This is a genomic window from Cupriavidus sp. PB-02 (genome assembly GCF_058252315.1).
In genome coordinates, this window is sequence record NZ_CM177694.1 from 910,516 (window position 1) to 937,444 (window position 26,929).

Annotated in this window: 28 protein-coding genes and 1 tRNA gene; 13 read left to right on the plus strand and 16 right to left on the minus strand. The window is 67.3% G+C overall.

What is annotated here, in order from left to right; all coding sequences use genetic code 11:
• The first annotated feature begins 11 nt into the window (after positions 1 to 11).
• The gene (locus AC10V3_RS04315; RefSeq protein ID WP_490923168.1) at positions 12 to 1,091 is read left to right on the plus strand and encodes a 2,5-dihydroxypyridine 5,6-dioxygenase NicX family protein; all 1,080 of its coding nucleotides are present in this window, start codon (positions 12 to 14) and stop codon (positions 1,089 to 1,091) included.
• Positions 1,084 to 1,725, plus strand: a complete 642-nt coding sequence (locus AC10V3_RS04320; RefSeq protein ID WP_022533948.1) for an N-carbamoylsarcosine amidohydrolase — start codon at positions 1,084 to 1,086, stop codon at positions 1,723 to 1,725. Before AC10V3_RS04315 ends, AC10V3_RS04320 begins: the two co-directional genes overlap by 8 nt.
• 26 nt (positions 1,726 to 1,751) lie before the next feature.
• Here the strand turns inward: AC10V3_RS04320 and AC10V3_RS04325 are convergent, their stop codons facing one another.
• Positions 1,752 to 2,507, minus strand: coding sequence for a TetR/AcrR family transcriptional regulator (locus AC10V3_RS04325; protein ID WP_022533949.1), 756 nt, complete (start codon positions 2,505 to 2,507; stop codon positions 1,752 to 1,754).
• 82 nt (positions 2,508 to 2,589) lie between these two features.
• On the opposite strand from AC10V3_RS04325, the gene AC10V3_RS04330 reads away from it, so the two are divergent.
• A complete protein-coding gene (locus AC10V3_RS04330) occupies positions 2,590 to 4,857 on the plus strand; it encodes a xanthine dehydrogenase family protein molybdopterin-binding subunit (protein ID WP_349609561.1) in 2,268 nt (755 codons plus the stop codon).
• Between the two features lie 30 nt (positions 4,858 to 4,887).
• Here AC10V3_RS04330 and AC10V3_RS04335 read toward each other — a convergent pair whose 3' ends face one another.
• Both AC10V3_RS04335 and AC10V3_RS04340 read right to left on the minus strand, forming a co-directional pair.
• On the minus strand, positions 4,888 to 5,364 hold the full coding sequence (locus AC10V3_RS04335; protein WP_490923171.1) for a MarR family winged helix-turn-helix transcriptional regulator: 477 nt from the start codon (positions 5,362 to 5,364) through the stop codon (positions 4,888 to 4,890).
• A 74-nt stretch (positions 5,365 to 5,438) separates the two neighbouring features.
• A complete protein-coding gene (locus tag AC10V3_RS04340) occupies positions 5,439 to 6,392 on the minus strand; it encodes a Bug family tripartite tricarboxylate transporter substrate binding protein (RefSeq protein WP_051369870.1) in 954 nt (317 codons plus the stop codon).
• Between the two features lie 310 nt (positions 6,393 to 6,702).
• On the opposite strand from AC10V3_RS04340, the gene AC10V3_RS04345 reads away from it, so the two are divergent.
• The 4 genes from AC10V3_RS04345 to AC10V3_RS04360 are packed head-to-tail and all read left to right on the plus strand — an operon-like array spanning position 6,703 to position 9,902.
• Positions 6,703 to 7,590: a DMT family transporter gene (locus tag AC10V3_RS04345; protein ID WP_041681271.1), complete on the plus strand. Its 888-nt coding sequence runs from the start codon at positions 6,703 to 6,705 to the stop codon at positions 7,588 to 7,590.
• A 54-nt stretch (positions 7,591 to 7,644) separates the two neighbouring features.
• Positions 7,645 to 8,433 (plus strand): SDR family oxidoreductase, encoded by a 789-nt coding sequence (locus AC10V3_RS04350; RefSeq protein ID WP_022533954.1) that lies wholly within the window; start codon positions 7,645 to 7,647, stop codon positions 8,431 to 8,433.
• A 47-nt stretch (positions 8,434 to 8,480) separates the two neighbouring features.
• A complete protein-coding gene (locus AC10V3_RS04355) occupies positions 8,481 to 8,882 on the plus strand; it encodes a methylglyoxal synthase (protein WP_490923173.1) in 402 nt (133 codons plus the stop codon).
• Positions 8,883 to 8,924: 42 nt separating this feature from the next.
• Positions 8,925 to 9,902: a quinone oxidoreductase family protein gene (locus tag AC10V3_RS04360; protein WP_022533956.1), complete on the plus strand. Its 978-nt coding sequence runs from the start codon at positions 8,925 to 8,927 to the stop codon at positions 9,900 to 9,902.
• Positions 9,903 to 9,978: 76 nt separating this feature from the next.
• Here AC10V3_RS04360 and AC10V3_RS04365 read toward each other — a convergent pair whose 3' ends face one another.
• The 7 genes from AC10V3_RS04365 to AC10V3_RS04395 all read right to left on the minus strand — a co-directional run bounded on the left by AC10V3_RS04365 (position 9,979) and on the right by AC10V3_RS04395 (position 16,922).
• A complete protein-coding gene (locus AC10V3_RS04365; RefSeq protein ID WP_022533957.1) occupies positions 9,979 to 10,272 on the minus strand; it encodes a YkvA family protein in 294 nt (97 codons plus the stop codon).
• 193 nt (positions 10,273 to 10,465) lie between these two features.
• Positions 10,466 to 11,611, minus strand: coding sequence for a BMP family ABC transporter substrate-binding protein (locus AC10V3_RS04370; RefSeq protein ID WP_490923175.1), 1,146 nt, complete (start codon positions 11,609 to 11,611; stop codon positions 10,466 to 10,468).
• Positions 11,612 to 11,667: 56 nt separating this feature from the next.
• On the minus strand, positions 11,668 to 12,588 hold the full coding sequence (locus tag AC10V3_RS04375; protein WP_022533959.1) for an ABC transporter permease: 921 nt from the start codon (positions 12,586 to 12,588) through the stop codon (positions 11,668 to 11,670).
• 18 nt (positions 12,589 to 12,606) lie between these two features.
• Positions 12,607 to 13,716: an ABC transporter permease gene (locus AC10V3_RS04380; RefSeq protein ID WP_349609555.1), complete on the minus strand. Its 1,110-nt coding sequence runs from the start codon at positions 13,714 to 13,716 to the stop codon at positions 12,607 to 12,609.
• Positions 13,709 to 15,271, minus strand: a complete 1,563-nt coding sequence (locus AC10V3_RS04385) for an ABC transporter ATP-binding protein (protein WP_349609553.1) — start codon at positions 15,269 to 15,271, stop codon at positions 13,709 to 13,711. The genes AC10V3_RS04380 and AC10V3_RS04385 overlap by 8 nt, the downstream gene beginning before the upstream one ends.
• 307 nt (positions 15,272 to 15,578) lie before the next feature.
• Positions 15,579 to 16,508, minus strand: coding sequence for a pirin family protein (locus AC10V3_RS04390; protein WP_349609551.1), 930 nt, complete (start codon positions 16,506 to 16,508; stop codon positions 15,579 to 15,581).
• 72 nt (positions 16,509 to 16,580) lie between these two features.
• A complete protein-coding gene (locus AC10V3_RS04395) occupies positions 16,581 to 16,922 on the minus strand; it encodes a hypothetical protein (RefSeq protein ID WP_349609549.1) in 342 nt (113 codons plus the stop codon).
• A 278-nt stretch (positions 16,923 to 17,200) separates the two neighbouring features.
• Here AC10V3_RS04395 and AC10V3_RS04400 point away from each other — a divergent pair, with 278 nt between their 5' ends.
• From AC10V3_RS04400 to AC10V3_RS04420, 5 genes are read left to right on the plus strand one after another with little or no spacing between them, the layout of a single operon-like run.
• Complete coding sequence (locus AC10V3_RS04400; RefSeq protein ID WP_349609547.1) at positions 17,201 to 17,917, plus strand: ABC transporter permease; 717 nt, start codon at positions 17,201 to 17,203, stop codon at positions 17,915 to 17,917.
• A gap of 25 nt (positions 17,918 to 17,942) precedes the next feature.
• The gene (locus AC10V3_RS04405; RefSeq protein ID WP_051369682.1) at positions 17,943 to 18,878 is read left to right on the plus strand and encodes a glycine betaine ABC transporter substrate-binding protein; all 936 of its coding nucleotides are present in this window, start codon (positions 17,943 to 17,945) and stop codon (positions 18,876 to 18,878) included.
• 10 nt (positions 18,879 to 18,888) lie between these two features.
• Entirely contained in the window at positions 18,889 to 19,539 is a 651-nt protein-coding gene (locus AC10V3_RS04410) for an ABC transporter permease (protein WP_022533965.1), read from the plus strand.
• Complete coding sequence (locus AC10V3_RS04415) at positions 19,536 to 20,726, plus strand: osmoprotectant ABC transporter ATP-binding protein OsmV (RefSeq protein WP_022533966.1); 1,191 nt, start codon at positions 19,536 to 19,538, stop codon at positions 20,724 to 20,726. The genes AC10V3_RS04410 and AC10V3_RS04415 overlap by 4 nt, the downstream gene beginning before the upstream one ends.
• Before the next feature lie 40 nt (positions 20,727 to 20,766).
• On the plus strand, positions 20,767 to 21,141 hold the full coding sequence (locus tag AC10V3_RS04420; RefSeq protein WP_022533967.1) for a hypothetical protein: 375 nt from the start codon (positions 20,767 to 20,769) through the stop codon (positions 21,139 to 21,141).
• 42 nt (positions 21,142 to 21,183) lie between these two features.
• Here AC10V3_RS04420 and AC10V3_RS04425 read toward each other — a convergent pair.
• Positions 21,184 to 21,273, minus strand: a tRNA-Ser gene (locus AC10V3_RS04425).
• 288 nt (positions 21,274 to 21,561) lie between these two features.
• Between AC10V3_RS04425 and AC10V3_RS04430 the strand changes: the two genes are divergently transcribed.
• The gene (locus AC10V3_RS04430; RefSeq protein WP_022533968.1) at positions 21,562 to 22,065 is read left to right on the plus strand and encodes an outer membrane lipoprotein; all 504 of its coding nucleotides are present in this window, start codon (positions 21,562 to 21,564) and stop codon (positions 22,063 to 22,065) included.
• Between the two features lie 91 nt (positions 22,066 to 22,156).
• Here the strand turns inward: AC10V3_RS04430 and hemW are convergent, their stop codons facing one another.
• From hemW to AC10V3_RS04455, 5 genes are all read right to left on the minus strand, one after another.
• The gene (gene hemW / locus AC10V3_RS04435) at positions 22,157 to 23,404 is read right to left on the minus strand and encodes a radical SAM family heme chaperone HemW (protein WP_022533969.1); all 1,248 of its coding nucleotides are present in this window, start codon (positions 23,402 to 23,404) and stop codon (positions 22,157 to 22,159) included.
• Positions 23,401 to 24,018, minus strand: a complete 618-nt coding sequence (gene rdgB / locus AC10V3_RS04440) for an RdgB/HAM1 family non-canonical purine NTP pyrophosphatase (RefSeq protein WP_022533970.1) — start codon at positions 24,016 to 24,018, stop codon at positions 23,401 to 23,403. Before rdgB ends, hemW begins: the two co-directional genes overlap by 4 nt.
• Positions 24,019 to 24,030: 12 nt before the next feature.
• Positions 24,031 to 24,750: a ribonuclease PH gene (rph, locus tag AC10V3_RS04445; RefSeq protein WP_022533971.1), complete on the minus strand. Its 720-nt coding sequence runs from the start codon at positions 24,748 to 24,750 to the stop codon at positions 24,031 to 24,033.
• A 104-nt stretch (positions 24,751 to 24,854) separates the two neighbouring features.
• Positions 24,855 to 25,769: a PP2C family protein-serine/threonine phosphatase gene (locus AC10V3_RS04450; RefSeq protein ID WP_022533972.1), complete on the minus strand. Its 915-nt coding sequence runs from the start codon at positions 25,767 to 25,769 to the stop codon at positions 24,855 to 24,857.
• A 55-nt stretch (positions 25,770 to 25,824) separates the two neighbouring features.
• Positions 25,825 to 26,856, minus strand: a complete 1,032-nt coding sequence (locus AC10V3_RS04455) for a serine/threonine protein kinase (protein WP_022533973.1) — start codon at positions 26,854 to 26,856, stop codon at positions 25,825 to 25,827.
• Positions 26,857 to 26,929: the final 73 nt, after the last annotated feature.

Genomic DNA, 26,929 nt, shown 5'->3' on the forward strand with positions numbered 1-26,929 from the left:
AAGGAGCGAACATGCCTGTAAGCGATTACGACCTGACCGCGGCGTGGAAGCAGGTGCTGACGCTGTCGAAGCTGCAAGCAGGGCAGACCGTCACCGTGCTGACCGGCGCCGCCACGCACCCGCAGACGCTGCGCACGGCGATGGTGGCGGCGGCATCGATGGGCGCCATCGTCAACCGGCTCGACCTGCCGCCGGTCAACGGCGAGAAGGCGCTCAGCCGCGACGCGCTGGCTTACCTCGGCACCACGCCACTGACCGGCAACCCGGCCGCCATCGCCGCGCTGAAGGCGAGCGACCTGGTGCTGGATCTGATGACGCTGCTGTTCTCGCCAGAGCAGCACGAGATCCTGTCGCAAGGGACCAAGATCCTGCTGGCGGTGGAGCCGCCCGAAGTGCTGGCGCGGCTGGTGCCGACCGAGGCCGACCGCACCCGCGTCAAGGCCGCCACCGCGCGGCTGGCGAAGGCGCGCGAGATGCATATCGTGTCCGACGCCGGCATGGACCTGCGCTGCCGCCTCGGCGAGTTCCCCGCGATCAGCGAGTACGGCTTTGTCGACGAGCCCGGCCGCTGGGACCACTGGCCGAGCGGCTTCGTGCTGACCTGGCCGGACGAGGGCGGCACCAACGGCACCATCGTGCTGGACTGCGGCGACATCCTGCTGCCGATGAAGTCCTACCTGCAGGCGCCGATCCGCATCACGGTCGAGGCGGGCTATGTGCGCCGCATCGAAGGCGGCGTGGATGCCGAGCTGCTGGCGGACTACATGGCCTCGTTCAACGACCCCGAAGCCTATGCGATGTCGCATATCGGCTGGGGGCTGCAGCCGCGCGCGAGCTGGTCGGCGCTGGCGATGTATGACCGCGAGGCCACCATCGGCATGGACGCGCGCGCCTACGAGGGCAACTTCCTGTGCTCGTTCGGCCCCAACAATGAAGCGGGCGGCAGCCGCACCACCGCCTGCCATATCGATATCCCGGTGCGCCACTGCACCGTCAGCCTCGACGGCGAGCCGGTGGTGGTGCGCGGCAAGGTGATGGACGGCCACCAAGCCCCCGCCGCCTCGCTCTACAAGGAAATGCGCCATGAATGACGCAGTGCAGACTTACCAGCGCCAGGGCTTTGGCGCGTCGATGGAGCTCCGGGCGCCGTACGGCCTCTTGATCATCGACTTCGTCAACGGCTTTGCCGATCCGGCGGTGTTCGGCGGCGGCAATATCCCCGAAGCGATCCGCAATACGCAGCCGCTGCTGCGCACGGCGCGCGAGCAGGGCTGGCCGGTGGCGCACAGCCGCATCGTGTTTGCCGACGACGACAGCGACCACAATATCTTCACGCTGAAGGTACCGGGCATGCTGACGCTGAAGGAGCACGGCCACAACAGCGCGATCGTGCCGGAGCTGGCACCCGCGCCGGGCGAACTGGTGGTGCGCAAGACGGTGCCGTCGGCGTTCTTCGGCACCTCGCTGGCGGCGTGGCTGACGCAGCGCGGCGTGCAGACCCTGCTGGTGGCGGGTTGCGTCACCAGCGGCTGCGTGCGCGCCAGCGTGGTGGATGCGATGTCGCTGGGCTTCCGCCCGCTGGTGGTGTCGGATTGTGTGGGCGACCGGGCGTTGGGCCCGCACGAGGCCAACCTGTTCGACATGGCGCAGAAGTACGCCACCGTGCTCACCCGCGACAACGCGCTGGCGCAGATCGCGGGCGCTGGCGCCCGGGCCGCCGCCTGAGGATGGAGATGCGGCCGGGCCCGGCTTCAGCCTGCCGCCGCCCGTTTGGCGCGAGCCGCCTTGCGCGGCGCCGCCGGCGGCGCCAGGCCTGTGTCAGGCACTGCACCGGGCGCGGTCACCGCGCGCAGCACCGTCTGCTGGATCACATCGCGCCAGTGCGCCAGCGCGGGCGGGCTCATCATGGGCTCGCCCAAAAAGGCGCTGAGCGTATGATGGTTGGAATTGTAGAAGTAGCCGAGCGAAGCGATCACCATATAGACGTCGCGCGCGCCCACGTCCGGCCGGAACAGCCCCGCGGCTTTGCCGCGCGTGAGGATGCCGTCGAGCACCGACAGCGCGTAGCTGGAGATCTCCCTGAGCCGCACGGACTTCTTCGCATGCTTGCCCTGGCTCATGTTCTCGCTGGACAGGATCGCGACGAATTCCGGGTGGTCGAGGTAGTACTGCCAGATGAAGTCGATCAGTTGCGACAGCGCGCGCACCGGGTCGGCGGCGTCGAGTTCGTGTTCAAGCTTCTGCTCGGCTTCGTTGAGCTGCAGGTAGATGGTCTCGAGCACTTCGACGAACAGCTTTTCCTTGCTGCCGAAGTAGTAGTAGATCATCCGGTCGTAGGTCTTGGCCAGCGACGAGATGCGTTCGATGCGGCCGCCGTCGTAGCCGCGTTGCGCGAAAACCTTGATCGCAGCCCTGAGGATGCGGTCGCGGCTGTCCTGTGCCTGCCTGGCCCGCGTGCCGGCTGCCGCCCGCTTTGTCGTAGCTTTGGTCGCGGTCGTGATCGTCATGGTGGATGGTTAAGCTGTGCCCCTGTTGGCTCGCAGTATAACGGCGCCCCCGGGCGAGGCCGCTGAAGGAGTCTGGAAAATAATGACGGCAACGAACCTGCAACCCTCGGCACACGCCGATCCCGCCACGCCGCGCGCGCTGCGGCTGGCGCTGCTGCAGGCCACTGGCGTGCTGCTGGTCACGCGCGCCCCACAGGCAGCAACGCGCCCCGCGCCCGGCCAGCCGGGCGCGGCCTCTGACTATGTGGCGGCGCTGCCGGATATCTTCATCGCCGTGCGCGACAGCGGCGAGGTGCTGGCCTTCAACGGCCACGTCGACCTGGGAACAGGCATCCGCACGGCGCTGGCGCAGATCGTGGCCGAGGAACTCGACGTGCGGATGGAGCGCGTGCACATGGTGCTCGGCCATACCGAAGCCACGCCCAACCAGGGCCCCACCATCGCCAGCGCCTCGATCCAGATCTCGGCCCTGCCGCTGCGCCGCGCAGCCGCGCAGGCGCGTGCGTGGCTGCAGGCGCGCGCGGCGCGGCAGCTCGGCGTTGACGCTGGAAAGTTGGAGGCGGAGGACGGCCTATTCCGGGTCTCGGGCACGCAGGCCAACATCGGCTACGGCGCGCTGGTTTCCGGCGAGCATGTGGAGTTGCCGCTGGCCGATGACGTGCCGACCAAGCCGGTAGAGGCCTACCGCATCGTCGGCCGCCCGGCGGGCCGCGTCGATATCCCCGACAAGGCGCGCGGCGTGCTGAGCTTCGTCCACGACGTGCGCGTGCCCGGCATGTTGCACGGCCGCGTGGTACGCCCACCGTACGCGGGACGCGACTGCGGCGAATTCATCGGCAACAGCTTGCTGGAAGTGGATCGCGCTTCCGTGCGCGATGTGCCGGGCCTGGTCGACGTGGTAGTGCAGGGCGACTTCGTCGGCGTGGTGGCCGAGCGCGAGGAGTACGCCGTGCAGGCCGCGCGCCGGCTGCGCGTGCGCTGGAGGCCGGTACCTCCGCTGCCGGCGCTCGACGACCCCGAGCCCGCCTTGCGCGCCAATCCGGCCACGCGGCGCGAGCTGCTGGCCGACGGCGAAATGCCGGCAACCGGCAAGGTATTGCAGCGCCAGTACGTCTGGCCCTTCCAGATGCACGGTTCGATCGGTCCTTCATGCGCGGTGGCCGACTGGCACGACGATGGCCTGACCGTCTGGTCCGGCACGCAGAACCCGCATGTGCTTCGCATCGACCTGGCAAAGCTGTGCGGGCTCGGCGAAGACCGCATCGAGATCGTGCGCATGGAAGCCGCCGGCTGCTACGGCCGCAACTGCGCCGACGATGTCTGCGCCGATGCCGCGCTGTTGTCGCGCGCGGTCGGGCGGCCGGTGCGCGTGCAGTTGTCGCGCGAACAGGAGCATCTGTGGGAGCCCAAGGGCGCGGCGCAGCTAATGGACGTCAGCGCGACGCTGGGGCAGGACGGTGCGCTGCTCGGCTACGACTTCACCAGCCGCTATCCGTCCAACGATGCGCCGACGCTGGCGCTGGTGCTGACCGGTGCCGTGCCCAATGCGCCGCGCATGCTGGAGATGGGAGATCGCACCGCCGTGCCGCCGTATGCGTATGCCGCGCGGCGCATCGGTTGCGATGACACGCCGGCGATCGTACGCGCATCGTGGCTGCGCGGCGTGTCGGCATTGCCGAACGTGTTTGCGCATGAGTGCGTGATCGATGAACTGGCTGCGGAGGCAGGTGATGATCCGGTGGATTTCAGGCTGCGCCACCTGCCAGATACGCGTGCGGCCGACCTGCTGCTTGCCACCGCCGATGCCGCGGGCTGGCAGCGCGGCGCGCAAGGCTCGCGCGGCATGCCGGGTGCCGATGGTTGCCTGCGCGGCCGCGGTGTGGCCTACGCCCGCTATATCCACAGCCGCTTCCCGGGCTTCGGCGCGGCGTGGGCGGCCTGGGTGGTCGACCTGGCGGTGGATGCCGCCACCGGCCGCATCACGATCGGGAAGGTCGTGGTGGGACAAGACACCGGCATGATGGTCAATCCCGACGGCGTGCGCCACCAGATCCACGGCAACGTGGTGCAGACACTGAGCCGCGTGCTGAAGGAGCAGGTGCGTTTCGACGCTGACGGCGTTGCCAGCCGTGAATGGGGCAGCTATCCGCTGCTGACCTTCCCGGAGATTCCGCCGATCGAGGTGGTGCTGATGCCGCGGCAGTCAGAGCCGCCGATGGGGGCAGGGGAGTCGGCATCGCTGCCGGGTGCGCCGGCGATCGCCAATGCCTTGTTCGATGCGATGGGAGTGCGGCTGCGCCGGCCGCCGTTCGTGCCGGAGACCGTCCTGGCCGCGCTGCAGGCGCGCTGAAGCTGCCTGCTTGTTGAAGGTGGCGCCCGCTCAGGCGCTGCCGTTGCCCCCGTCGATCTCGCTCATCTTCCGCAGCAGGTAAGTCACCGCCACACGCTCAGCCGGATTGAGACTGCCAAACGTCTGCTCCGAAATCTGCTTCGCAAACGGCACGGTCTCGTCGATCAAGGCCAGCCCCGCCGGCGTCACCGTCACCACCACCTTGCGCCGGTCATTGGGGTCGTGCGACACGGCAATCAGCTTGCGCGCCTTCAGCCGCTCGATGATGCCGCGCACCGTAGCCTGGTCGATCGCCGTAGCCCGCACCACCTCGTTCATCGAACACGGCTGCCGGTCCCTGACCGCGCACAGCACCACGAACTGCGCCGCAGTGAGCTGCGAGTCCGGGATGGTCTGCTGGAAGATCGCCACATGGCGCTGGTACGCGCGCCGCAACAGGTGGCCTACCTGCTCGGTGAAGTCGTAGTCGTTGGCGGTCTTGTCGGACGGGTTGGAGGACTGGGGCACGTCGATGGTGATGCGGTGGATGAGCGTGCCCCGAGTATACCGATCCGGGAGAATAGCGAGAGCACCAAACGGGCTTATTCGACCGTGATGCCCGCGGTCTTCGCGACCTTGCCGAAGCGCTCGTATTCCGACTGCGTCAGCGACTGCAATTCGGCCGCGCTGGAGCCCTTCGGATTGAAGCCCGCCTGCGCCAGCTTCTCGCGCACGTCGGGGCGCGCCAGGGCCTCGACGAAGGCGGCGTTGAGCGCCTGCACCACCGGCGCCGGCAGATTGGCCGGACCATAGACGCCGAACCACGGCTCGACCGCATAACCCTGCAGGCCCGCCTCGGCCAGCGTCGGCACGTCCGGCAGCGACGGCGCGCGTTGCCTGCCCGCCACCGCCAGCGCGCGCAGCTTGCCGGCCTGGATATGCGGCAGCGACGCCGGCAGGTTGTCGAACATCACCGTGATATGGCCGCCGAGCATGTCGTTAATGGCCGGGCTGCTGCCCTTGTACGGCGCGTGCGTCAGGCTGGTCTGCGTCATCTGCGCGAACATCGCGCCGGCCAGGTGCATCGAAGTGCCGGTGCCGGCGGTCGCATAGGTCAGGCCTGGATTGGCCTTGGCGTAGGCCACCAGCTCCTTCACGTTCTTCACCGGCAGCGAGGGGCTCACTTCCAGCACGATGGTCGAGGTGCCGAGCAGGCTGATCGCGGTGAAGTCCTTGCGCGGGTCGAAGGGCACCTGCTTGTAGATATGCGGATTCAGCGCATTGGTCGAGATCGCGCCGAAGCCGATGGTGTAGCCGTCCGGCGCGGCCTTGGCCACGGCGTCCATGCCGATATTGCCGCCGGCGCCGGGGCGGTTCTCGATCACCACCGGCTGGCCCAGCTTCTCGCCCACGCGCTGGCCGACGGTGCGTGCCACCAGGTCGGTGGTGCCGCCGGCGGCGTACGGGACGACAAAGCGGATCGGCTTGGAGGGGAAGGCGTCGCCGGGGGCAGCCGTGGCGTTGAAGCTGCCGGCAAGGACAACCGCGCCGACCATTGCGGCGAGCAGGAAGGGGCGGCGGCCGGGGCGTGCGGGACAGGTCGTCATGATGGCGGGATCTCCTCAGGATATGTTGTTCTGGCGCCCGCCGTGACGCAGGCGTCGCGCGGCCATTGTATGGGATCGCAGCCATTGGCGGCTGCCCGGGAGCGTCCGGTCCGGGTGCCGATGCGGTTGCGCCTTTTCGAATACAATCGTCGGGTCGATTCGCGGGGCCGCCGTGGCGGTCCGCTTTCTCCGGCTTTCCCCGCTTTCCCGCGTATTCCCCGTGCCAGCCTCCCAGAAGCCCCTCGCCGCGCCAGCCGCGCTGCCGTCGCCGCAGCGCTCGGGGCTCGCCATCGCCGCCGTCGGCGCGGTGCTGTTCTCCGCCAAGGCCATCGTCGCCAAGCTGATGTACCGCTACGACGTCGATGCCGTCATGGTGATCACGCTGCGCATGCTGTTCGCGGTGCCGCTGTTCATGGCGATCGGCTGGTGGCAGTCGCGCCGGCTGCCGCCACTGTCGTGGGCCGACCGCGGCCGCGTGGTGTTCCTGGGCTTTATCGGCTACTACCTGTCGAGCTTCCTCGATTTCATCGGCCTGCAATACATCACCGCCGGGCTGGAGCGGCTGATCCTGTTCCTGACGCCGTCGTTCGTGCTGCTGACTACCGCGCTGCTGTTCCGCCGGCCGATCGGCAGGCGCCAGTGGGTCTCGCTGCTGCTGGCGTACGCGGGCATCGTGCTGGTGTTCGCGCATGACCTGGACGTCAGCGGCAGCCAGGTGTGGCTGGGCGGCGCGCTGGTACTGGCCAGTGCCATGACGTATGGTATCTACCTGATCCTGAGCGGCGAACTGGTGCGGCGCATCGGCTCGCTGCGGCTGGTGGCGTATGCGATGTGCGTGTCCACCGCCTGCTGCGTGATCCAGTACCTGGTGCTGGGGCGGCCGGTGGCGGAACTGGCGCAGCCCGCGCCGGTGATGTGGCTGTCACTCATCAATGCAGTGTTCTGCACCGTACTGCCGGTCTCGCTGACCATGGTGGCGGTGTCGCGCATCGGCGCGCCGCTGGCGTCGCAGGCCGGCATGATCGGCCCGGTGTCGACGCTGTTCCTCGGCTTCTGGCTGCTGGGCGAGCCGGTCAGCGGGGCGCAGTTGGCCGGCAGCGCGCTGGTGCTGGGCGGCATGTACCTGCTGTCGGCAAAGAAATCATGATGCGGGGCCGGCGCGGAGCCGGCCTGCCAACGACAACGAAACAAGGAGAAAGACATGGATCTGGGACTGCGCGGCAAGCATGCGCTGGTATGCGGCGCGAGCAAGGGCCTGGGCTTTGCCTGCGCCGATGCGCTGGCGGCTGAAGGCGTCGACGTGGTGATCGTGGCGCGCGGCGCCGAGGCGCTGGAGAAGGCCGCCGCCGGCCTGCGCGCGCGCCATGGCCGCCGCGTGATCGCGGTGGCGACCGACATCACCACGCCGGAAGGCCGCAAGGCCGCGCTCGATGCGGTGGCCAAGCTGGGCGACCTCGACATCCTGGTCAACAACGCCGGCGGCCCGCCGCCGGGCAACTTCCGCGACTGGAACCGCAACGACTGGCTGGCCGCGCTCGACGCCAACATGCTGACCCCGATCGAGCTGATCAAGGCCACCGTGGACGGCATGATCGCGCGCAAGTGGGGCCGCATCATCAATATCACCAGCGGCGCGGTCAAGGCGCCGATCGACGTGCTGGGCCTGTCCAACGGCGCGCGCTCGGGCCTGACCGGCTTTGTCGCGGGCGTCGCGCGCGAGGTGGCGCAGCATGGCGTGACCATCAACAACCTGCTGCCCGGCCCGTTCGAAACCGACCGCCTGCACAAGACCATGGAAGCCGGCGCCAAGAAGGCCGGCCTGACCGTGGATGAAGTGGCGCAGCGCCGCGCCGCGCAGAACCCGTCGCGCCGCTTCGGCGACCCGGCAGAGTTCGGTGCCACCTGCGCCTTCCTGTGCAGCCGCCACGCCGGCTACATCACCGGCCAGAACGTGCTGCTCGACGGCGGCGCCTACCCGGGCACCTTCTGACGCTACCGCATTCCGCAGTTCACCGACCCCGCAACAAGGAAACACTGATGACTCGCCCCCGCATCGCGCTGATCGCTCACGACCACAAGAAGGACGATATCGTCGCCTTCGCCACGCGCCACCGCGCGTTTCTCTCGCAGTGCGAGCTGCTGGCCACCGGGACCACCGGCGGGCGCCTGATCGACGAGGTCGGGCTGGAGGTGACGCGCATGTTGTCGGGGCCGTGGGGCGGCGACCTGCAGATCGGTGCGCAATTGGCTGAAGGCCTGGTGCGCGCCGTGGTGTTCCTGCGCGACCCGATGACGCCGCAGCCGCATGAACCCGATATCAATGCGCTGGTGCGCGCCTGCGACGTGCACAACGTGCCGTGCGCAACCAACGTGGCCACTGCCGAACTGCTGCTCGCGGGCCTGACCCGTGAGGTGGCCGACGAAGCGAAGACAGCCTGATTTCCCCAGATCGATGCAACACCATAACGAGGAGCGACGCAGATGAGCAAAGCCATCCGGATCGAACAGACCGGCGGTCCCGAAGTGATGCAGTGGGTCGATGTCGAAGTGGGAGAGCCCGGCCCCGGCCAGGTGCGCGTGCGCCATGAGGCGGTGGGCCTGAACTACATCGACGTCTATTTCCGCACCGGGCTGTACAAGCAGCCGCTGCCGGCGGGGCTGGGTATGGAAGGCGCCGGCGTGGTCGAGGCGGTGGGCGAGGGGGTCAAGCACCTGAGCGTCGGCGACCGCGTGGCCTATGCCGGCCGTCCCACCGGCGCGTATGCGCAGGTGCGCGTGATGCCGGCCGATATCGTGGTGCGGCTGCCCGACGCGATCCCGTTCGACACCGCCGCCGCAATGATGCTGCAGGGCCTGACCGCGCAGTACCTGATCCGCGACAGCTACAAGGTGCAGCCGGGCGATACGGTACTGCTGCACGCGGCCGCCGGCGGCGTCGGCCTGATCGCCAGCCAGTGGCTCAAGGCGCTGGGCGTGACGGTGATCGGCACCGTGGGCAGCGACGAAAAGGCGGAACTGGCGCGCGCCAACGGCTGCGCCCACACCATCGTCTATACGCGCGAATCGTTCGTCGACCGCGTCAAGGAGATCACCAACGGCAAGGGCGTGCCGGCGGTGTATGACTCGATCGGCAAGGACACCTTCCAGGGTTCGCTCGACTGCCTGGCGCCGCGCGGCACCATGGTCAGCTTCGGCAACGCCTCGGGCCCGGTGCCGCCGTTCGATCTCTCGGTGCTGGGCAACAAGGGTTCGCTGCGCCTGACGCGCCCCACGCTGATGACCTACGTGGTGCACCGCGAACTGCTGGAGCCGATGGTGGCAGACCTGTTCGATGCCGTGACCACCGGCAAGGTCAAGATCGACATCCGCCAGCGCTACGCGCTGTCCGAGGTGGCGCAGGCGCACCGCGACCTGGAGTCGCGCAAGACCACTGGCTCGACCATCCTGCTGCCCAACTGATCACCGGTCACGCAGGCATGCAAAAGCCCCGGGGTGCAGTTCGCAGCCCCGGGGCTTTTCTTTTGGTGCGACGCCGTCAGCGCGGCCGGACCGTGGTGGCGGCGGCGCGCGACTCCGCCTGGCGCAGAATATGCGGCGGCAGGCGCTTCAGGATCAGGTGTACCGCCAGCGGGATCAGCACCACGTCGTCAACGATGCCGAGCCCCGCAACCACGTCGGGAATGATGTCGATCGGCGAGATCGCATAGAACAGCAATCCGAGCGCGGCGGGCTTCAGCCATGCCGGCGCATCCGGGTGGCGCAGCGCGTACCAGAACAGGCGGCCGTCGCGACGAACCAGCGTCCACAGGGCCGAAAATCGCTTCAACATGAGAGGCCTCCTTCACATGGCGGCGCCTGACACTGGCGCATACGCAGATAGCTTGGGCCATTGTGGACGGCTTCAAGTTCCGGAGGTGCATGGAGATGCCTTGGGTGTTTCCAGGGCTGGCGGGTCCTCTCCCTGAGGGGAGAGGGAGAACACCTTGCTGAGGCTAGCTCGGGCGGCTTTGGTGCACCGGCAATCAGCCCGGGATCTTGCCTTCCACGCCCTCGACGTAGAACTTCACGCCATGCAGGAAGCCGTCGTCGGCAACCTGGTCCTTGGCCAGTTGCTCCTTGCCGGTGTTGTCCTTGATCGGACCCTTCCAGATCGGCGCGCTGCCATCGGCGATGCCCTTCTTGCGCTCCTCGACCAGCTTCTTGACGTCCTCAGGCACGATCGTGTTGAACGCCTTCAGGTCGATCATGCCTTCCTTCAGGCCCCACCAGGTGGTGCCATTCTTCCACTGCTTGTTCAGCACGTCTTCGACCACCTTGTTGTAGTAGACGCCCCACGAGATCACAGAGGCGGCCAGGTGGGCCTTCTCGCCGAACTTGGTCATGTCGCTGTCCCAGCCGAAGGCATACACGCCCTTCTCCTGCGCGGTCTGCACCACGGCGGCGGAGTCGGTGTTCTGCATCAGCATGTCCACGCCCTGGCCGATCAGCGTGGTAGCGGCTTCGCGCTCCTTGCCCGGATCGAACCACTTGTTGACCCACACCACCTTGACCGTGGCGTTGGGGTTGACGCTGCGCGCGCCCAGCGTGAACGAGTCGATATTGCGGATCACCTCGGGGATCGGCACCGAGGCCACCACACCCATCTTGCCGGTCTTGCTCATCTTGCCGGCGACCACGCCCGCCAGGTACGCGCCTTCATAGGTGCGCACGTCGTACTGGGCCAGGTTCTCGGCGGTCTTGAAGCCCGTGGCGTGTTCGAACCTGACGTCCGGGAATTCCTTGGCGACCTTGAGCATCGACTCCATGTAGCCGAAGGTGGTGCCGAAGATCAGCTTGTTGCCCTGGCTGGCCAGGTCGCGGAACACGCGCTCGGCGTCGGCGGCGGATTCGGGCACGTTCTCGACGAAGGTGGTCTTGACCTTGTCGCCGAACTTAGCTTCCACGGCCTTGCGGCCATTGTCATGCGCAAAGGTCCAGCCGGCATCGCCCACCGGCCCGATGTACACGAAGGCGACCTTGAGCGGCTCGGCCTTCTGCTCGGCAGCGGGCGGGGAGGCCGGGCCTGCCGTCTCGGCAGGCTTGTCGGCCTCTTTCTTGCCGCAACCGGCCAGGGCCAGCACTGCGGTGGCGGCCAGCGCCGCCAGGGTCTTCCTGCGCGTGACGATCATGATTTCTCCTTGTGATGAATTGTTGGTGCGGCTCAGGGATATTTCCGTCAGAAAAATCAGGCGTTGCCGGGGCGGAACGGCTTGCCCAGCGAGGCCGGCATGTTCAGCCGGATCCACGCCGGGTTGCGCGAGATCAGCGCCAGCACCACGATGGTGGCCGCGTACGGCAGCATCGACAGGAACTGCGACGGCACCGACACGCCGATCCCCTGCAGGTAGAACTGCAGGATGGTGACGCCGCCGAACAGCCACGCGCCCACCAGCACGCGGCCAGGGCGCCAGGTGGCAAAGGTGGTCAGCGCCAGCGCGATCCAGCCGCGGCCGGCGACCAGGTTCTCGACCCACATCGGGGTATAGACCAGCGACAGGTAGGCGCCTGCCAGCCCGCAGCAGGCGCCGCCGAACAGCAGCGCGCCGAAGCGGATGGTGCGCACCGGATAGCCCAGCGCGTGCGCCGATTCCGGCGATTCACCGATCGCGCGCAGCGTCAGCCCCGCGCGCGTGCGGAACAGGAACCACATGATGGCAATGCACAGCAGCACGCTGAAGTAGACCATCCAGTGGTGCTGGAAGAACGCCGGCCCGGCGAAGGGCAGGTCGGCCAGTCCGGGCACGGCCTTGGCCTGTGCCGGCATGGCGTAGCCGACGAAGCGCTGGCCCATGAAGGCCGACAGCCCGGTACCGAAGATCGACAACGCCAGCCCGGTTGCGACCTGGTTGGTGGCCAGCACCAGCGCCAGCCACGAGAACAGCGTGGCCATCAGCATGCCGGCGAGCGCGCCGGCGGCAAAGCCGAGCATCGGCGACTGGGTCTGGTAGCCGACCATGAAGCCGGCCACCGCCGCGACCAGCATCATGCCTTCGGCGCCCAGGTTGAGCACGCCCGAGCGTTCGTTGACCAGCAGGCCAAGCGCGGCCAGCAGCAGCGGCGTACCCGCGTTGATGGCGGTGGCGATGAGGGGAGCGAGTTGTTCCATGTTCTTTGTATGCTCCGCTCAGGCGGCCGTGGCGCGCCAGCGCAGGCGGTTTTCGATCAGCGTGTCGCAGGCCAGCAGGAAGAACAGCAGCATGCCCTGGAACACCCAGCCAAGGGCCGACGGCAGGCCCAGGCGCGACTGCGCCATCTCGCCGCCGATATAGAACAACGACATCATGATGCCGCCAAAGACGGTACCGACCGGATGCAGCCGGCCGATAAAGGCGACGATGATCGCGGTAAAGCCATAGCCCGGCGAGATCGACGGCAGCAGCTGCCCGATCGGGCCGACCACTTCGAACGCGCCTGCCAGGCCCGCGGTCGCGCCCGAGATCAGCAGCGCGCTCCACAGCGCGCCGCGCGCCGAGAAGCCGGCGTAGCGCGCCGCCGCCGGCGCGGTGCCGCCGACCTGCAGCCGGTAGCCGGCAAAGCTGCGGAACACGAACACCGTCATCACCGCCACCAGCACCAGCATCACCACAAAGCCGGCGTGCAGGCGCGAGCCAGACATCAGGTTGGGCAGCAGGTACTCGGACGAGAACACCTTGGACTGCGGGAAGTTCATGCCGTTAGGATCCTTCAGCGGCCCGTTGACCACCCACAGCAGCAGCTGCTGCGCGATATAGGTCAGCATCAGCGAGACCAGGATCTCGTTGGCGTTGAACCTGTCTTTGAGTAGCGCGGTGATCGAGGCCCACAGCATGCCGCCGACGATGCCGGCGAGCGAGGCCAGCACCAGCACCACGGTGCCGTTGATGGTCTGGCCCGGCACATCGAAATACAACACCGTGGCGCCGGCAAAGATACCGCCGGCGATCAGTTGCCCGTCGGCGCCGATGTTCCACACATTGGCCCGGTAGCAGACCGACAGGCCGAGCGCGCACAGCACCAGCGGCACGGTCTTGAGCAGTACTTCACCGATGGCGCGCTTGTCGCGCAGCGGATCGGCCAGGAAGACCTTGAGCGCGGCCACAGGGTCCTTGCCGAGCACCAGGAACAGCAGCGCGCCGAACAAGAGCGTCAGCGCCAGCGCGATCACCGGCGACGCATAGGCCATGCCGCGCGACGGCAGGCCGCGCGGCGCCAGCGTAATGGGGGAGCGGGGCAGCAGGTGTCGCATCTCAGCCATGGCTTGCGACCTCCGCGCTCGTTTGCGCCTGGGCGGGTCCGCCATCCCACAGTCCGCTCATCCACAGGCCAACCTGTTCGCGCGTGGCGGTCTCGGTCGGCACCGACGGCGACAGCCGGCCCTTGGCGATCACGTGCAGCCGGTCGCAGATCGCGAACAGCTCGTCCAGTTCTTCCGACACCACCAGGATGGCGCAGCCGGTGGCCTTCAGCGCCAGGATCTCGTTGTGGATCTGCGCCGCGGCGCCCACGTCCACGCCCCAGGTCGGTTGCGCCACGATCAGTACCTTCGGGCCGCTCTCGATCTCGCGGCCGACGATGAATTTCTGCAGGTTGCCGCCAGAGAGGCTGCGTGCGAGCGCCTCGGGTCCGCTGGCCTTGACGCGGAAGCGGTTGATCACCGTCGCGGCGAGCCCGGTGGCGGCCTTCGGCGAGATCATGCCTTGCCGAACATAGGGGGGCGTCTGGTGCGACAGCAGGATATTGGTCGACAGGCTCATGCCCGGCACCGCGCCGCGGCCCAGGCGCTCTTCCGGCACGAAGGCCAGGCCGGCGCGGCGGCGCTGCCGTGCGTCGAGCCTGCCCACCGGCTTGCCGCCGAGTTGCACGGATACGTTGTCCGCGCGCGTGTCCTCGCCAGACAGCGCCGCCAGCAGTTCCTGTTGGCCGTTGCCGGACACACCGGCGATGCCGACGATCTCGCCCGCATGAACATCCAGCGAGATCCGGTTCAGCTCGGTCGCAAACGCATGCGTGCGCGGCAGCGACAGATCCTGCACGCTCAGCCGCACCGGGCCGCGCTCCGCGGCCACGCGCGCCTCGCGCGGGGGCTCGCCGCCGATCATCAGCCGCGACAGCGAAGCCGCGGTTTCCTGGCGCGGATCGCACACGCCGGTGACCTTGCCCATGCGCATCACGGTGGCGTGATGGCACAGCGCGCGGATCTCGTCGAGCTTGTGGCTGATGTAGAGGATGCTGGTGCCTTCGGCCGCGAGTTGGCGCAGTGTGACAAAGAGCGTTTCGACGGCCTGCGGCGTCAGCACTGACGTGGGCTCGTCCAGGATCAGCAGTTGCGGGTTGGCCAGCAGTGCGCGCACGATCTCCACGCGCTGGCGCTCGCCGACCGACAGCGTATGCACATGGCGGTTGGGTTCCAGCGGCAGGCCGTAGCGCTCGGCAGTTGCGCGGATACGCTCGGCCAGTTCCTTCATGCCGCCTTGTTGCCCGATGGGCAGGCCGAGCGCGATGTTCTCGGCCACCGTCAGCGTGTCGAACAGCGAGAAGTGCTGGAACACCATCGCGATGCCCAGGTTGCGCGCATCGTGCGGGCTGTTGATGCTGACCGGCTCCCCGTTGAAGTGCATTTCGCCGGCGTCGGGCCGGACTGCGCCGAAGATAATCTTCATCAGGGTGGATTTGCCGGCGCCGTTTTCACCCAGCACGGCGTGGATTTCACCGGGGGCGACGCTGAGGCTGACGTCGTCATTGGCGACGACGCCCGGGTAGCGCTTGCTGATATGGGCCAGCGCCAGCCTGGGAGGGAGTTGAGATGTCACTGAGGCGGCTCGGGTTGTTGTAGTGGCAGCAACGTGGGGAATGCGAACAAGGCGAGTCAGAAGCGCGGCAGTGCGTGGCGCAGCATCGCCGCGACGCATTGCAGCATTCATCATGAATTCGTGATGCCAGATATTGGTGGTGAATTATATAAGTGAGCGGGGTCCGGACGGGCCGAATGCGGTGACTTTCCATGCCCTGCAACGGTTGCAGACAGGTTGCAAGTCGCATGCCGGCCACAGCATGAAAAAAGCCGCCGCCCCCTTGCGGAGGCGGCGGCTTGCAGCCTGCTAGCCGCTACGGACGGCGTCAGGCCCCGGTCGCGGCCGGGATGGTGGCGAAGCGCCCGTCGCGGAAATCCGCCAGCGTCTGGTAGATCTGCTCCTGCGTGTTCATCACGAACGGGCCGTACTGCGCGATCGGCTCGTTCAGCGGCTTGCCGGCGATCAGCAGGAAGCGCGCGTCGGACTCGGCCCGGACGATGACGCCGTCGGCCACGCCGGCATTGTCCAGCACCCCCATGCGCTGGGCCTCGAGCACGGCGCGGTCGTCGCCGTCACCGATCGACACCTCGCCCCGGTACACATAGGCAAAGGCGTTGTGCCCGTCCGGCAGCGCCTGCGCGAAGGTCTGCCCGGCTGGCAGGTGGACGTCCAGGTAGACCGGTTCGGTCACAGGCCGCGTGATCGCGCCGGCCACGCCGTGCGTGGCGCCCGCCAGCACGCGCACTGTGCCGCCGTTGTCCAGTGCCACCGTGGGAATCTCTGCGGACGGCAGGTCGCGGTACCACGGCGCGGTCATCTTGTCCGCGGCCGGCAGGTTCAGCCACAGCTGGAAGCCTTCCATGCGGCCGTCTTCCTGCTCGGGCATTTCCGAGTGCACCACGCCTGAGCCCGCCACCATCCACTGCGCGCCGCCGTTTTGCAGAAGGCCCTCGTTGCCAGCGCTGTCGCGATGGCGCATGCGGCCGGCCAGCATATAGGTGATGGTCTCGAAGCCGCGGTGCGGGTGATCGGGGAAGCCGCCGATGTAGTCGTCCTTGCTGTCGGTGCCGAAGGCATCGAGCATCAGGAACGGGTCCAGCCGGCGTTGCAGGTTCTGCGTCAGCACGCGTGTCAGCTTGACGCCGGCGCCGTCCGAGGTGGCGATGCCCCGCACGACGCGGTCCACGGCGCGCGAGCGTTGCACGGTTTCCGCGGCGGTGGCGGGAGCGGTGGCAAGGGTGGTACGGGTGTCCATGTCTTTCTCCTGTGGGCGGGTTGCACCGGCCGGTTGCGCCGTGCTTCCCGTCGTTTCAGCTACCTCGTCAATTTAGTGGTTTGGCTGGGAAAGAGTAGAGGGTCGGCCGGGAACAGATTGTTCTATCCGTGTATCGATTTGCTCGGACTTGCCGGCCAAATTCAGAACGATCCCCGGCGCGCCGGAACGGGCGCCGGTGCGTGCCGGAGAGGGCGCGTAACGCCCCGAAGTTGACGCCAAATTGGCGCCAGAAAGCGGGAAGATGACAAGATCGATGAAGATCGCTATAATAGCGCTCTCTTTGTCATCCGTTGACGCAAGAAGCAAGGTAAGGGAAAACCCCGCCAGCCCTTGCCAGTCAACGGCCAATGGATTCGGCGGCGCGCCCAAAACCTTCAATACTTGCGCTGCCACTGGCCAACCGAGCCTTACGCCAATCGCTTACCGATTGCTTGCCGGTTGCGCCGCTTCAGGGACTGCCCGTGCCTGGCACCGGCATCCCGTCAATCGGGCTCTCCGTCACCGGCGGTGGAGCCCACAGACCGTCCGCCGGCAACCCTGCCGGTCATGGCGGCAATGCAATCTGAACCGGGCCGGTGGCGCCTCCATCTCCGCAACCACCAGCCCAAATTGTTTTCCGCTGTTCGGAAGTGGCGTCTCGCGCGCTTTTCTGACCCGGAAGAGGGGAGAGTATGTCAAAGCAATCGGCACGGGCTTTTGCCTGGGCAGGACTGACGCTTGCCGCACTGGCCGCATTGGTGGCGTGGATCGGCGTCGATGTGATCCGGCAGTATCAGGAGCGCCTGCTCTACGACGTGGCCGACCACCTCCGGCTGGTGGCAATGTCCATGGCGCTGGCGCTGGCCACCGGCATTCCTGCCGGAATCGCGCTGAGCCGGCCGTGCATGCGCCGCTGGGCCGACCGGCTGATGCAGATCTTCAACGTCGGCAATACCGTGCCGTCGCTGGCGGTGCTGGCACTGGCGCTGGCCGCGCTCGGCATCGGCGAGCGGCCTGCGATCCTGGCGCTGTGGCTGGCCTCGCTGCTGCCGATCGTGCGCAACACCTATGAAGGGCTGCGCACGGTTTCGCCCACACTGCTGGAAGCGGCGCGCGGCATCGGCATGACTCCGGTGCAGCGGTTGCTGCGCGTGGAACTGCCCAACGCGCTGCCGGTGATGCTGGCCGGCATCCGCATCAGCCTGGTCATCAACGTGGGCACGGTGCCGCTGTCGTTCCTGATCGGCGCCAACAGCCTGGGCGAACTGATCTTCCCGGGCATCTACCTGAACAACCAGTCGCTGCTGCTGCTGGGCGCGGCCGCCACGGCGCTGCTGGCGCTGGCCCTGGACGCGCTCTTCGCCGCCGCCGGGCAGATGTACCTGCGCCGCCGCGGGCTGGCGCGCTGATCCTGGGGCCGATATGAAAAACCACATGCAATTCATCCGCCGCCGTGCCCGGCGCATCGCCATGGTCGTGGCTGCCGTCACGGCTTTTGCCGCGGGCCTGGCGCTGGCCACTGCGCCTGACGCGCATGCCGAAGCCACGCCGATCCGCGTGGGCGGCAAGAACTTCACCGAGCAGCTGCTGCTGTCGTCGATGACGTCGAAGTACCTGCGCGCCAAGGGCTTCACCACCGAACTGACCGCCGGCCTGGGCAGCACGCTGATGCGCCAGGCCATGGAGAGCAACCAGCTCGACGTGGTCTGGGACTACACCGGCACCGCGCTGATCGTGTTCAACAAGGTCCAGGAAAAGCTGGGGGCCAAGGAAAGCTACGAACGCGTCAAGCAGATGGACGGCGCGCGCGGGCTGGTGTGGCTGGATGCTTCCAACATCAACAACACCTACGCACTGGCGATGCCGAAGGAACGCGCGGCGGCCAGCGGCGTGACCACGCTGTCGGCCTTTGCCGAGCAGATGCGCAAGGCCGGCCCCGACGCCAGCCATCCGTTCGCGGTCGACATGGAATTCGCCGCGCGCCCGGACGGGCTGGAGCCGCTCAAGGCGCTGTACAAGCTGCCGTTCTCGCGCCGCGACGTGATCCAGCTCGACCCGGGCCTGGTCTACACGGCGCTGAAGAACAACCAGGTGGAACTGGGCCTGGTCTATGCGACCGATGGCCGCGTCAAGGGCTTCGACCTGGTGCTGCTGGAAGACGACCTGCATTTCTTCCCGCCGTACAACGCCGTGCCGGTGGTGCGCAAGCCCGTGCTCGACAAGCATCCGGAACTGGCGGGTCTGCTCAATGCGCTGGCGGCCAAGCTCGACAACGAGAGCATGACCGACATGAACTACAAGGTGGACATCGGCCAACAGCCGGTGGACAAGGTCGCGGAGGACTTCCTGCGCCGCCACGGACTGATCTGAGGAGGGCGGCATGGACTTGATCTCGTACCTGCAACACAGCTGGCCCACGCTGCTGAAAATGACCGGCGAGCACCTGGCGCTGGTGGGCTCGGCAGTGGGGCTGGCGATCCTGATCGGGGTGCCGCTGGGCATCGTGATCACGCGCTTCCGCGCGCTCGCCACGCCGCTGCTGGCGCTGGCGACGATCGTGCTGACGCTGCCGTCGATCGCGCTGTTCGGGCTGATGATCCCGATCTTCGCGCGCTTCGGCCACGCCCTCGGCTACGTGCCCGCGGTGACGGCGGTGTTCCTGTACTCGCTGCTGCCGATCATGCGCAATACCTACACCGCCCTGGCCAATGTCGACCCCGGCATCCAGGAAGCGGGCCGCGGCATCGGCATGACCACCTGGCAGCGCATGCGGCTGGTGGACCTGCCGCTGGCGGTGCCGGTGATCCTCGGCGGCGTGCGTACCGCCGTGGTGATGAATATCGGGGTTGCCACCATTGCCGCCATCATCGGCGCGGGTGGCCTTGGGGTGCTGATCCTGCAGGCGATCAGCCAGAGCAACATGAGCAAGCTGGCCGTGGGCGCGGTCCTGGTCAGCCTGCTCGCCATCGTGGCGGACGCCTTCCTGCAGTGGTTGCAGCGGGCGCTGACGCCGAAGGGGATCCGTCTATGATCGAACTCGAACAACTCACCAAGTCCTTCCCGCAAAAGAACGGCACTGAAGTGCGCGCGGTGGATGCCGTGTCGCTGAAGGTGCCGAGCGGCGAGATCTGCGTCTTCCTGGGCCCGTCGGGCTGCGGCAAGACCACCACGCTGAAGATGATCAACCGGCTGATCGAGCCGACCTCGGGCACGGTGCGCATCGAGGGCGAGGACACGCGCGGCATCGACGGCGTGACCCTGCGCCGCAAGATCGGCTATGTGATCCAGCAGATTGGCCTGTTCCCCAACATGACCATCGAAGAGAACATCATGGTGGTGCCGCGCCTGCTCGGCTGGGACAAGAAGCAATGCCGCGAGCGCGCGCGCGAACTGATGGCGATGGTGCAGCTCGATCCCAACCTGATGCTCAGCCGCTATCCGCGCGAGCTGTCGGGCGGGCAGCAGCAGCGCATCGGCGTGATCCGCGCGCTGGCGGCCGATGCGCCGGTGCTGTTGATGGACGAGCCTTTCGGCGCGGTCGACCCGATCAACCGCGAGAGCATCCAGAACGAATTCCTGCAGATGCAGCGCCAGCTCGGCAAGACCGTGATCATGGTTTCGCACGATATCGACGAAGCCATCAAGCTGGCCGACAAGGTCGCGGTGTTCCGCCGCGGCAAGCTGGTGCAGTTCGACCACCCCGACGCGCTGCTGGCGCATCCGGCCGATGAGTTCGTGCAGGCCTTCGTCGGCCATGACAACACGCTCAAGCGCCTGCTGCTGGTGCGCGCCGGCGACGCCGCCACCATGCCGCCGAGCTGCCGCCCCGACATGCCGCTGGCCGAAGCGTTGGGTGTGATGGACGACGCCGACGTGCGCCACCTGCCGGTGGTGGACGACGCGCAGCGCGCGCTCGGCTACGTGACGCGCCGCGATGCGCGTTCGGGCAAGGGCCAGTGCAGCGAGGTGATGCGCCCGTTCGCCGTCACCGCGGCGTTCGACGAGCACCTGCGCATCGTGCTGTCGCGCATGTACCAGCACAACACCAGCTGGCTGCCGGTGATGGGCGCGGACGGCGACTACCTGGGCGAGGTCACGCAGGAATCGATCGCGGGCTACCTCAGCTCCGGCCGTTCGCGCGGGCAGGCCGCGATGATGCCTTCCGCCGCTGCGATGCCTTCCGCCGCTGCACCGGCACCGCTGCGCGCGGCCGCCTGAGGCCAGCGCAGGACAGCGCCGATCGCGCTATGCTTTACGCATGCTCCGCTACTGCCGCTCGCCGTTGTGCCTGGTCGTCGAAACCCGCTGGCTGATCCCGCGCGGGTTTGACGGCTTTACGCCCGGCCCGCTGATCCTGCTGCGCCCCGGCGCCAGCGAGGCGCTGATCGAGCATGAGAAGGTCCATGTGCGCCAGTTCTGGCGCAGCTGGGGGCTGATGGGCGTGTTCTACCTGGCCAGCCGGCGCTGGCGCCTGCGCTATGAAGTGGAAGCCTACCGCGAGCAACTGCGGCACAGCCCGCCGGGTTCGGCACATGGGCTGGCGCGCGTGCTGGCGTGTAAGTACCGGCTTAAGATTTCAGAGGCCGAGGCGTACCGCCTGCTGACGCAAGGGCTGTACGACGATCCCAAGTGAAAACGGCCCGCACCGGTTGACTGGTGCGGGCCGTTTGCTGTCTGGCGGAAGCGGTGAGATTCGAACTCACGGATGGGTCACCCCATCGGCAGTTTTCAAGACTGCTGCCTTAAACCACTCGGCCACGCTTCCGGAAAGTGCGGGCATTGTAGCGCGAAAGGGTGGCCCGTTTCGCGCATCGTTGCCTGCCGACCTGACGGTCAGGTCGCGCATTATACAAGGCCCGCGTGCAACGATGGTGGTCTTGCAGTGCGGCATCGATGCCTGCGTAAACTTCCTGCCACACTTGCGGCCGCGGATGTCGGCGTCCGTCTGACATGGCGGAACCTTCTCATGCCGGCATCGCTCATATTGGCGTGCCGGGTGCAGCGGCGTGTGCCGCATTCCCGGCTTTCGCCTGGCAACAGAGGAGAACTCAAAATGCGAATCCATAGCAAGAAATGGCTGATTGTTCCGGCCGCTACCGCCGTCGCGGTGCTGGCTGGTTGTGCTGCGCCGTATAGCGGCGGCTACAGCAACACCGGCTATAACGCGCCGCCTCCGGGCTACCAGACGCCCAACACCTCGCAGGCACCTGCCGGTGCGGTGTATTACGGCCGCGTGGAATCGATCGAGCCGATCACCAACACGCAGGGCAGCTCAGGCATTCTGGGCACGGTCATCGGCGGTGCCGCCGGCGGCCTGCTGGGCCATCAGGTCGGCGGCGGGCGTGGGCAGACTGCGGCTACCATCGGCGGTGCAGTGGTCGGCGCCGTGGCTGGCAACCAGATCGAGAAGCGCGCGGGCAGCAGTACGCAGACTGCGTATCGGGTGAATGTGCGGCTCGATGATGGTCGCGTGGCGACGGTGACGCAGTCGAACCTGGGTAATTTGCAGGTCGGCATGCGGGCGCGGGTGGCTAACGACATGGCGACGCCGTACTGACGTGTCGGTCTGACGTTTGCCAGAATCTAAAGGGCTGCGGGTGCGTGGCCCTTTTTTTGGCATGTGTCTGGTAGATGCTCGACGGCCCCCTTCAATCCTTCAAAAACATTTCCTGCAAGTCATTCAAAAACCGCCTTCCAAGCTCAGTCGGCCGGATGACAGTCAGATCCGCTTCCAACAACCCCTTCGTCTCCGCCTCAGCCAACTGCTTGCTGATCGTATGCAGCGGCAACCCGGTGTAGTCATGAAAGCTTGACGCAGGCACACCATCAGTCAGCCGCAGCGCATTGAGCATGAACTCAAACGGCAACTCATCCGCCCCGACATCCCGCGCTTCCTGCACGGCATTGCCAGCCAGCGCCTGCGCCATGTAGGTAGCCGGATGCTTGTGCCGCATCTGGCGCAACACACGATGCGGGAACGACAACTTGCCGTGCGCACCCGCGCCGATCCCTAAATAGTCGCCAAAGCGCCAGTAGTTAAGATTGTGGCGCGCCTCGCGATGCGCCCTGGCGTAGGCCGAAGTCTCGTAGTGCCGATAGCCAGCTTCCGCCGTGCGCGCCTCGATCAGGTCCTGCATCTCATACGCGCTGTCGTCATCCGGCAATGCAGGCGGAAACTTGGCGAACAGCGTGTTCGGCTCCAGCGTCAGGTGGTACAGCGACAGGTGCGTAGTGCCATACGAGAGAGCGGTCTCCAGATCCTGCCTGCATTCCTCCAGCGTCTGTCCCGGCAGCGCATACATCAAATCGAGGTTGATGTTGTCAAAGCTCGCCTGCGCGATCTCGATCGCCTTGCGCGCTTCCGCGCCGCCGTGGATGCGGCCGAGCGCCTGCAGGTGGCGGTCTTTGAAACTCTGGATCCCGATCGACAGCCGGTTGATGCCGCTGGCGCGATAGCTGGCGAATTTGTCGGCCTCGAAGGTGCCGGGGTTCGCCTCCATCGTGATCTCGGCATCGGCATCAAGCGGCAGCAGCGCGCGGATATCCGACAGCAACCGGTCCATGCCCGCGGCCGACAGCAAGCTGGGCGTGCCGCCGCCGATAAAGACCGTATGCACCGGCCGGCCCCACACCAGCGGTAGCGACTGCTCCAGGTCCGCGCGCAACGCGTCCAGGTAGATGTCCTCCGGGATCTCGTGGTTGTCGGCACCCGGCGCCGCATGCGAGTTGAAATCGCAATACGGGCACTTGCGCACGCACCACGGGATATGCACGTACAGCGACAGCGGCGGCGAGCCGGGCAGGCTGATCTGCCCGGGCTTGAGCCAGAGCTGCTTGCTGTCGACGGGCGTGGCGGAAGCGGTCGGCGCGCTGCCGGCCGGTATGATCGGGATCATTGGCCTGGGCTCTCCGCGGCCTCGGCCTGCAGCCGTGCAACCAGTGCGCGCAACGCCTGCGCACGGTGACTGACCGCGTTCTTCTCCTCGGGCGACAACTCGGCAGCAGTCTTGCCCGCGCCCGGCAGCAGGAAATGCGAGTCGTAGCCAAAGCCACCCGCGCCGCGCGGTGCGTCGACGACTTCGCCGTGCCAAAGGCCTTCGGCAATGACCGGGCACGGGTCTTCCGCGTGGCGCACGAATACCAGCACGCAGTAGTAGTATGCGTGGCGGTTCAGCTTGCCGGCGAGCTGCGACACCAGGTGCGCGTTGTTGGCCGCATCCGACTTGGCCTTGCCCGCCATCTGCGCGTAGCGCGCCGAATAGACGCCGGGCGCGCCGTCCAGCGCCTGCACGCAAATGCCGGAATCGTCCGCGAGTGCGGGCAGGCCGGCCAGGCGGCTGGCATGGCGCGCCTTGGCGAGTGCGTTCTCGACGAAGGTGGCAAAGGGTTCTTCGGCCTCGGGGATGCCCAGTTCGCCCTGGGGCACCACGTCAAAGCCGAGCGGCGCCAGCAGCGTGCCGAACTCGCGCAGCTTGCCGGGGTTGTTGGAGGCCAGTACCAGGCGTTGCATGTCGATCCTGCCTCAGGCCAGGCCGAGCGCTTCACGCTGGTGCTGCACCAGGCGCGCGATGCCGGCTTCGGCCAGGCGCGTCATCGCGTCCAGGTCGGCGCGGCTGAAGGGCGCACCCTCGGCGGTGCCCTGCACCTCGACAAAGCCGCCGCTGCCGGTCATGACCACGTTCATATCGGTATCGCAGCTGCTGTCCTCGGCATAGTCGAGGTCGAGCACCGGCACGCCGTCGACCATGCCGACGGAGACCGCGGCGACAAAGTCGCGGATCGGGCTGGCGGCGATCAGGCCATCGCGCAGCATGGCGGAAACCGCGTCATGCGCGGCGACAAAGGCGCCGGTGATGGCAGCGGTGCGGGTGCCGCCGTCGGCCTGCAGCACGTCGCAGTCCAGGTGCAGCGTGTATTCGCCCAGCGCCGCCAGGTCGAACACCGAGCGCATGGCGCGGCCGATCAGGCGCTGGATCTCCTGCGTGCGGCCGGTCTGCTTGCCGCGCGCGGCCTCGCGGTCCGAGCGGGTGTGCGTGGCGCGCGGCAGCATGCCGTATTCGGCCGTGACCCAGCCTTCGCCGCTGCCCTTCTTGTGCGGCGGCACCTTGGCCAGCACGCTGGCGGTGCACAGCACCTTGGTATCGCCAAAGGCACACAGGACGGAGCCTTCGGCGTGGCGGGTGTAGTGGCGGGTAAGGCTGATGGAACGCAGCGCATCGGCTGCGCGGCCGCTGGGTCGCATGAGATGGTTTGTCCGAATCGGGGAGAGACCGCGATTCTAACGCCGCCAGCCTTTGAGCGCTGCTTTGGTGCCCCTTTGGTGCTCCTTTGGGCCCGCGTACGGCGTCAGCGCATCAGGTTGCTGGTCTTGTCGATTGCGGCGCGGATCTCGGCGATCGAGCGCTCGATCTCCTCCTCGGACAGGAGGTCGCTGTCCGACCCGGTGCGCTCCAGGATCGACGTGGTGAAGGCATTCAGCGGCAGCGTGTCGGTCATCACCGCATCCTGCCCGGTGGTGGTGCTGTCCAGTTCCCACATCATGGCGATGCCGGTGGTGTTGTCGGCGCCTTCTCCGGCGTTCTGCAGCGCCTGCTCGATCAGCGCCGGCACTGCCTGCACCACGGACAGGCGCGAGAGCTTGTCCACCACCACCGGCTCTTCCAGGCTGCCCCACAGCCCGTCCGAGCAGAGCAGGGCCACGTCGCCCGGCTCCAGCCGCACCGGCCCGCCCAGGTCGATCAGCGGCAGGTTGGGCGAGCCCAGGCAGTTGTAGAGCTTGTTGCGCTCGGGGTGGTTGGCTACCTGCATCGGCAGCACGCGCTCCTGCTGCAGCAGGTTCTCGATCTTGGAGTGGTCGCGCGTGCGCGTCAGCAGCCGGCCTTTGCGCAGCAGGTAGTAGCGCGAGTCGCCCGCGTGCGCCCAGTGGATCTGGCCGTGCTGTACCAGGCAGCAGACCACGGTCGTGCGCGGCACGTCGGCCATGCGGTGGGCTTCCGCGTAGCGGTGGATTTCGCGGTGCGCCAGCATGATGGTGTCCTGCAGGAACTCCGCTGGGTTGCGCACGGTGGGGCGCGCCTGGGCCTGGAACTGGCGGGCCAGCGTCTGCAACGCCTGCTGCGCGGCGACCTCGCCATGGGCGTGGCCGCCCAGGCCGTCGGCCAGTACCATCAGCAGCGCATCGCGCGTGAAGCAGTAGCCCATGCGATCCTGGTTGATGCGGCGGCCGCCTTTCCTGCTTTCCTGGTAGACAGAGAATCGCATGTTGGCTCGGGAAATCTAATAAATTGGCCGCGCCGGGGGCGTGGCAGGTTGTGATTTATTCGACGCTTGCGCCGGGGGCGGGCTCGTCACGCCGGCGCAGCAGCGTCAGGAAGCGCGAGGTCGGGGCGGGGCGCTCGGCCGGCACCGGCGGCTGGGCCGCGGCCTGCTCGCCCAGCGCATTGGTCTGCTCGCGCAGCTCCTTCTGCAGCCGGAACACACTCTGCGGGCGTTCGGACGGGGTCAGGCGCAGGCACCATTCGACCAGGTCCACCAGGCCGTTGGTGTAGCTGCTGCGCAGCCGCAGCACTGCCTCGCCCATGCGGTCGTCCTTCTCGCGCTGGTTGGCTTCCTGCGGCGGCATGCCAGCCATGCAGGCGTAGAGTGTCGCGCCCAGGCTGTAGATGTCGGTCCAGGGGCCCAGCTCGGAATGCTTGCCGTACAGCTCCGGCGCGGCAAAGCCGGGGGTGTACATCGGCTGGAAGCGGGCCGCTTCCATGGTCAGGGTCTGCCGCGCGGCGCCGAAATCCAGCAGGATCGGGGATTCGTCCTCGCGCAGGTAGATGTTGCCGGGCTTGATGTCCAGGTGCAGCAGCTTGTGGATATGCACCTCGCGCAGGCCGCTCATCAGGTCGTGGAAGACCTTGCGCATGAAATGCTCGCGCAGCACCTTGGCGCGGCCCTGCTGCCGGGCCGCCAGCACGTGCTCCTGCAGCGTCTTGCCCAGCTCGTAGTTCATCACCATGTAGACCGTGGCGTTCTCGCGGAAGAAGTTCACCACGCGCACCACGCTGGGATGGGAGATGCGGGCCAGCGAGCGGCCCTCTTCGAAGAAGTACTTCAGGCCCAGCCGGAACGCCGCGGCGTTTTCCTCGGGCACCACGGGGATCAGTTCGCCCGGGTTGCGCCGCGCCAGCGACGACGGCAGGTATTCCTTGATGGCAACAGGTGCGCCGGTCTCGTCGGTGGCCAGGTAGACGAAACTGAACCCCCCGCTGGCCAACTTCTTTACAATACGATAGTTGGACAACAGCGTGCCGACGGGCAGCGGTGCACTCTTCGGTTGTGTCGTGCCCTTGGACTCTGTCATGGGAATAGGGACCTGAATTGCCTCCGGATTGTCCGGGCTAATCGGTCACTTGTAAAGAACACAAATACGGGCA

Coding starts and splice junctions, on each gene's coding strand:
- AC10V3_RS04315 (WP_490923168.1), top strand. CDS start 12: ATGCCTGTAAGCGATTACGACCTGACCGCGGCGTGGAAGCAGGTGCTG.
- AC10V3_RS04320 (WP_022533948.1), top strand. CDS start 1,084: ATGAATGACGCAGTGCAGACTTACCAGCGCCAGGGCTTTGGCGCGTCG.
- AC10V3_RS04325 (WP_022533949.1), bottom strand. CDS start 2,507: ATGACGATCACGACCGCGACCAAAGCTACGACAAAGCGGGCGGCAGCC.
- AC10V3_RS04330 (WP_349609561.1), top strand. CDS start 2,590: ATGACGGCAACGAACCTGCAACCCTCGGCACACGCCGATCCCGCCACG.
- AC10V3_RS04340 (WP_051369870.1), bottom strand. CDS start 6,392: ATGGTCGGCGCGGTTGTCCTTGCCGGCAGCTTCAACGCCACGGCTGCC.
- AC10V3_RS04350 (WP_022533954.1), top strand. CDS start 7,645: ATGGATCTGGGACTGCGCGGCAAGCATGCGCTGGTATGCGGCGCGAGC.
- AC10V3_RS04355 (WP_490923173.1), top strand. CDS start 8,481: ATGACTCGCCCCCGCATCGCGCTGATCGCTCACGACCACAAGAAGGAC.
- AC10V3_RS04360 (WP_022533956.1), top strand. CDS start 8,925: ATGAGCAAAGCCATCCGGATCGAACAGACCGGCGGTCCCGAAGTGATG.
- AC10V3_RS04365 (WP_022533957.1), bottom strand. CDS start 10,272: ATGTTGAAGCGATTTTCGGCCCTGTGGACGCTGGTTCGTCGCGACGGC.
- AC10V3_RS04370 (WP_490923175.1), bottom strand. CDS start 11,611: ATGATCGTCACGCGCAGGAAGACCCTGGCGGCGCTGGCCGCCACCGCA.
- AC10V3_RS04375 (WP_022533959.1), bottom strand. CDS start 12,588: ATGGAACAACTCGCTCCCCTCATCGCCACCGCCATCAACGCGGGTACG.
- AC10V3_RS04380 (WP_349609555.1), bottom strand. CDS start 13,716: ATGGCTGAGATGCGACACCTGCTGCCCCGCTCCCCCATTACGCTGGCG.
- AC10V3_RS04390 (WP_349609551.1), bottom strand. CDS start 16,508: ATGGACACCCGTACCACCCTTGCCACCGCTCCCGCCACCGCCGCGGAA.
- AC10V3_RS04400 (WP_349609547.1), top strand. CDS start 17,201: ATGTCAAAGCAATCGGCACGGGCTTTTGCCTGGGCAGGACTGACGCTT.
- AC10V3_RS04405 (WP_051369682.1), top strand. CDS start 17,943: ATGCAATTCATCCGCCGCCGTGCCCGGCGCATCGCCATGGTCGTGGCT.
- AC10V3_RS04410 (WP_022533965.1), top strand. CDS start 18,889: ATGGACTTGATCTCGTACCTGCAACACAGCTGGCCCACGCTGCTGAAA.
- AC10V3_RS04415 (WP_022533966.1), top strand. CDS start 19,536: ATGATCGAACTCGAACAACTCACCAAGTCCTTCCCGCAAAAGAACGGC.
- AC10V3_RS04420 (WP_022533967.1), top strand. CDS start 20,767: ATGCTCCGCTACTGCCGCTCGCCGTTGTGCCTGGTCGTCGAAACCCGC.
- AC10V3_RS04430 (WP_022533968.1), top strand. CDS start 21,562: ATGCGAATCCATAGCAAGAAATGGCTGATTGTTCCGGCCGCTACCGCC.
- hemW (WP_022533969.1), bottom strand. CDS start 23,404: ATGATCCCGATCATACCGGCCGGCAGCGCGCCGACCGCTTCCGCCACG.
- rdgB (WP_022533970.1), bottom strand. CDS start 24,018: ATGCAACGCCTGGTACTGGCCTCCAACAACCCCGGCAAGCTGCGCGAG.
- rph (WP_022533971.1), bottom strand. CDS start 24,750: ATGCGACCCAGCGGCCGCGCAGCCGATGCGCTGCGTTCCATCAGCCTT.
- AC10V3_RS04450 (WP_022533972.1), bottom strand. CDS start 25,769: ATGCGATTCTCTGTCTACCAGGAAAGCAGGAAAGGCGGCCGCCGCATC.
- AC10V3_RS04455 (WP_022533973.1), bottom strand. CDS start 26,856: ATGACAGAGTCCAAGGGCACGACACAACCGAAGAGTGCACCGCTGCCC.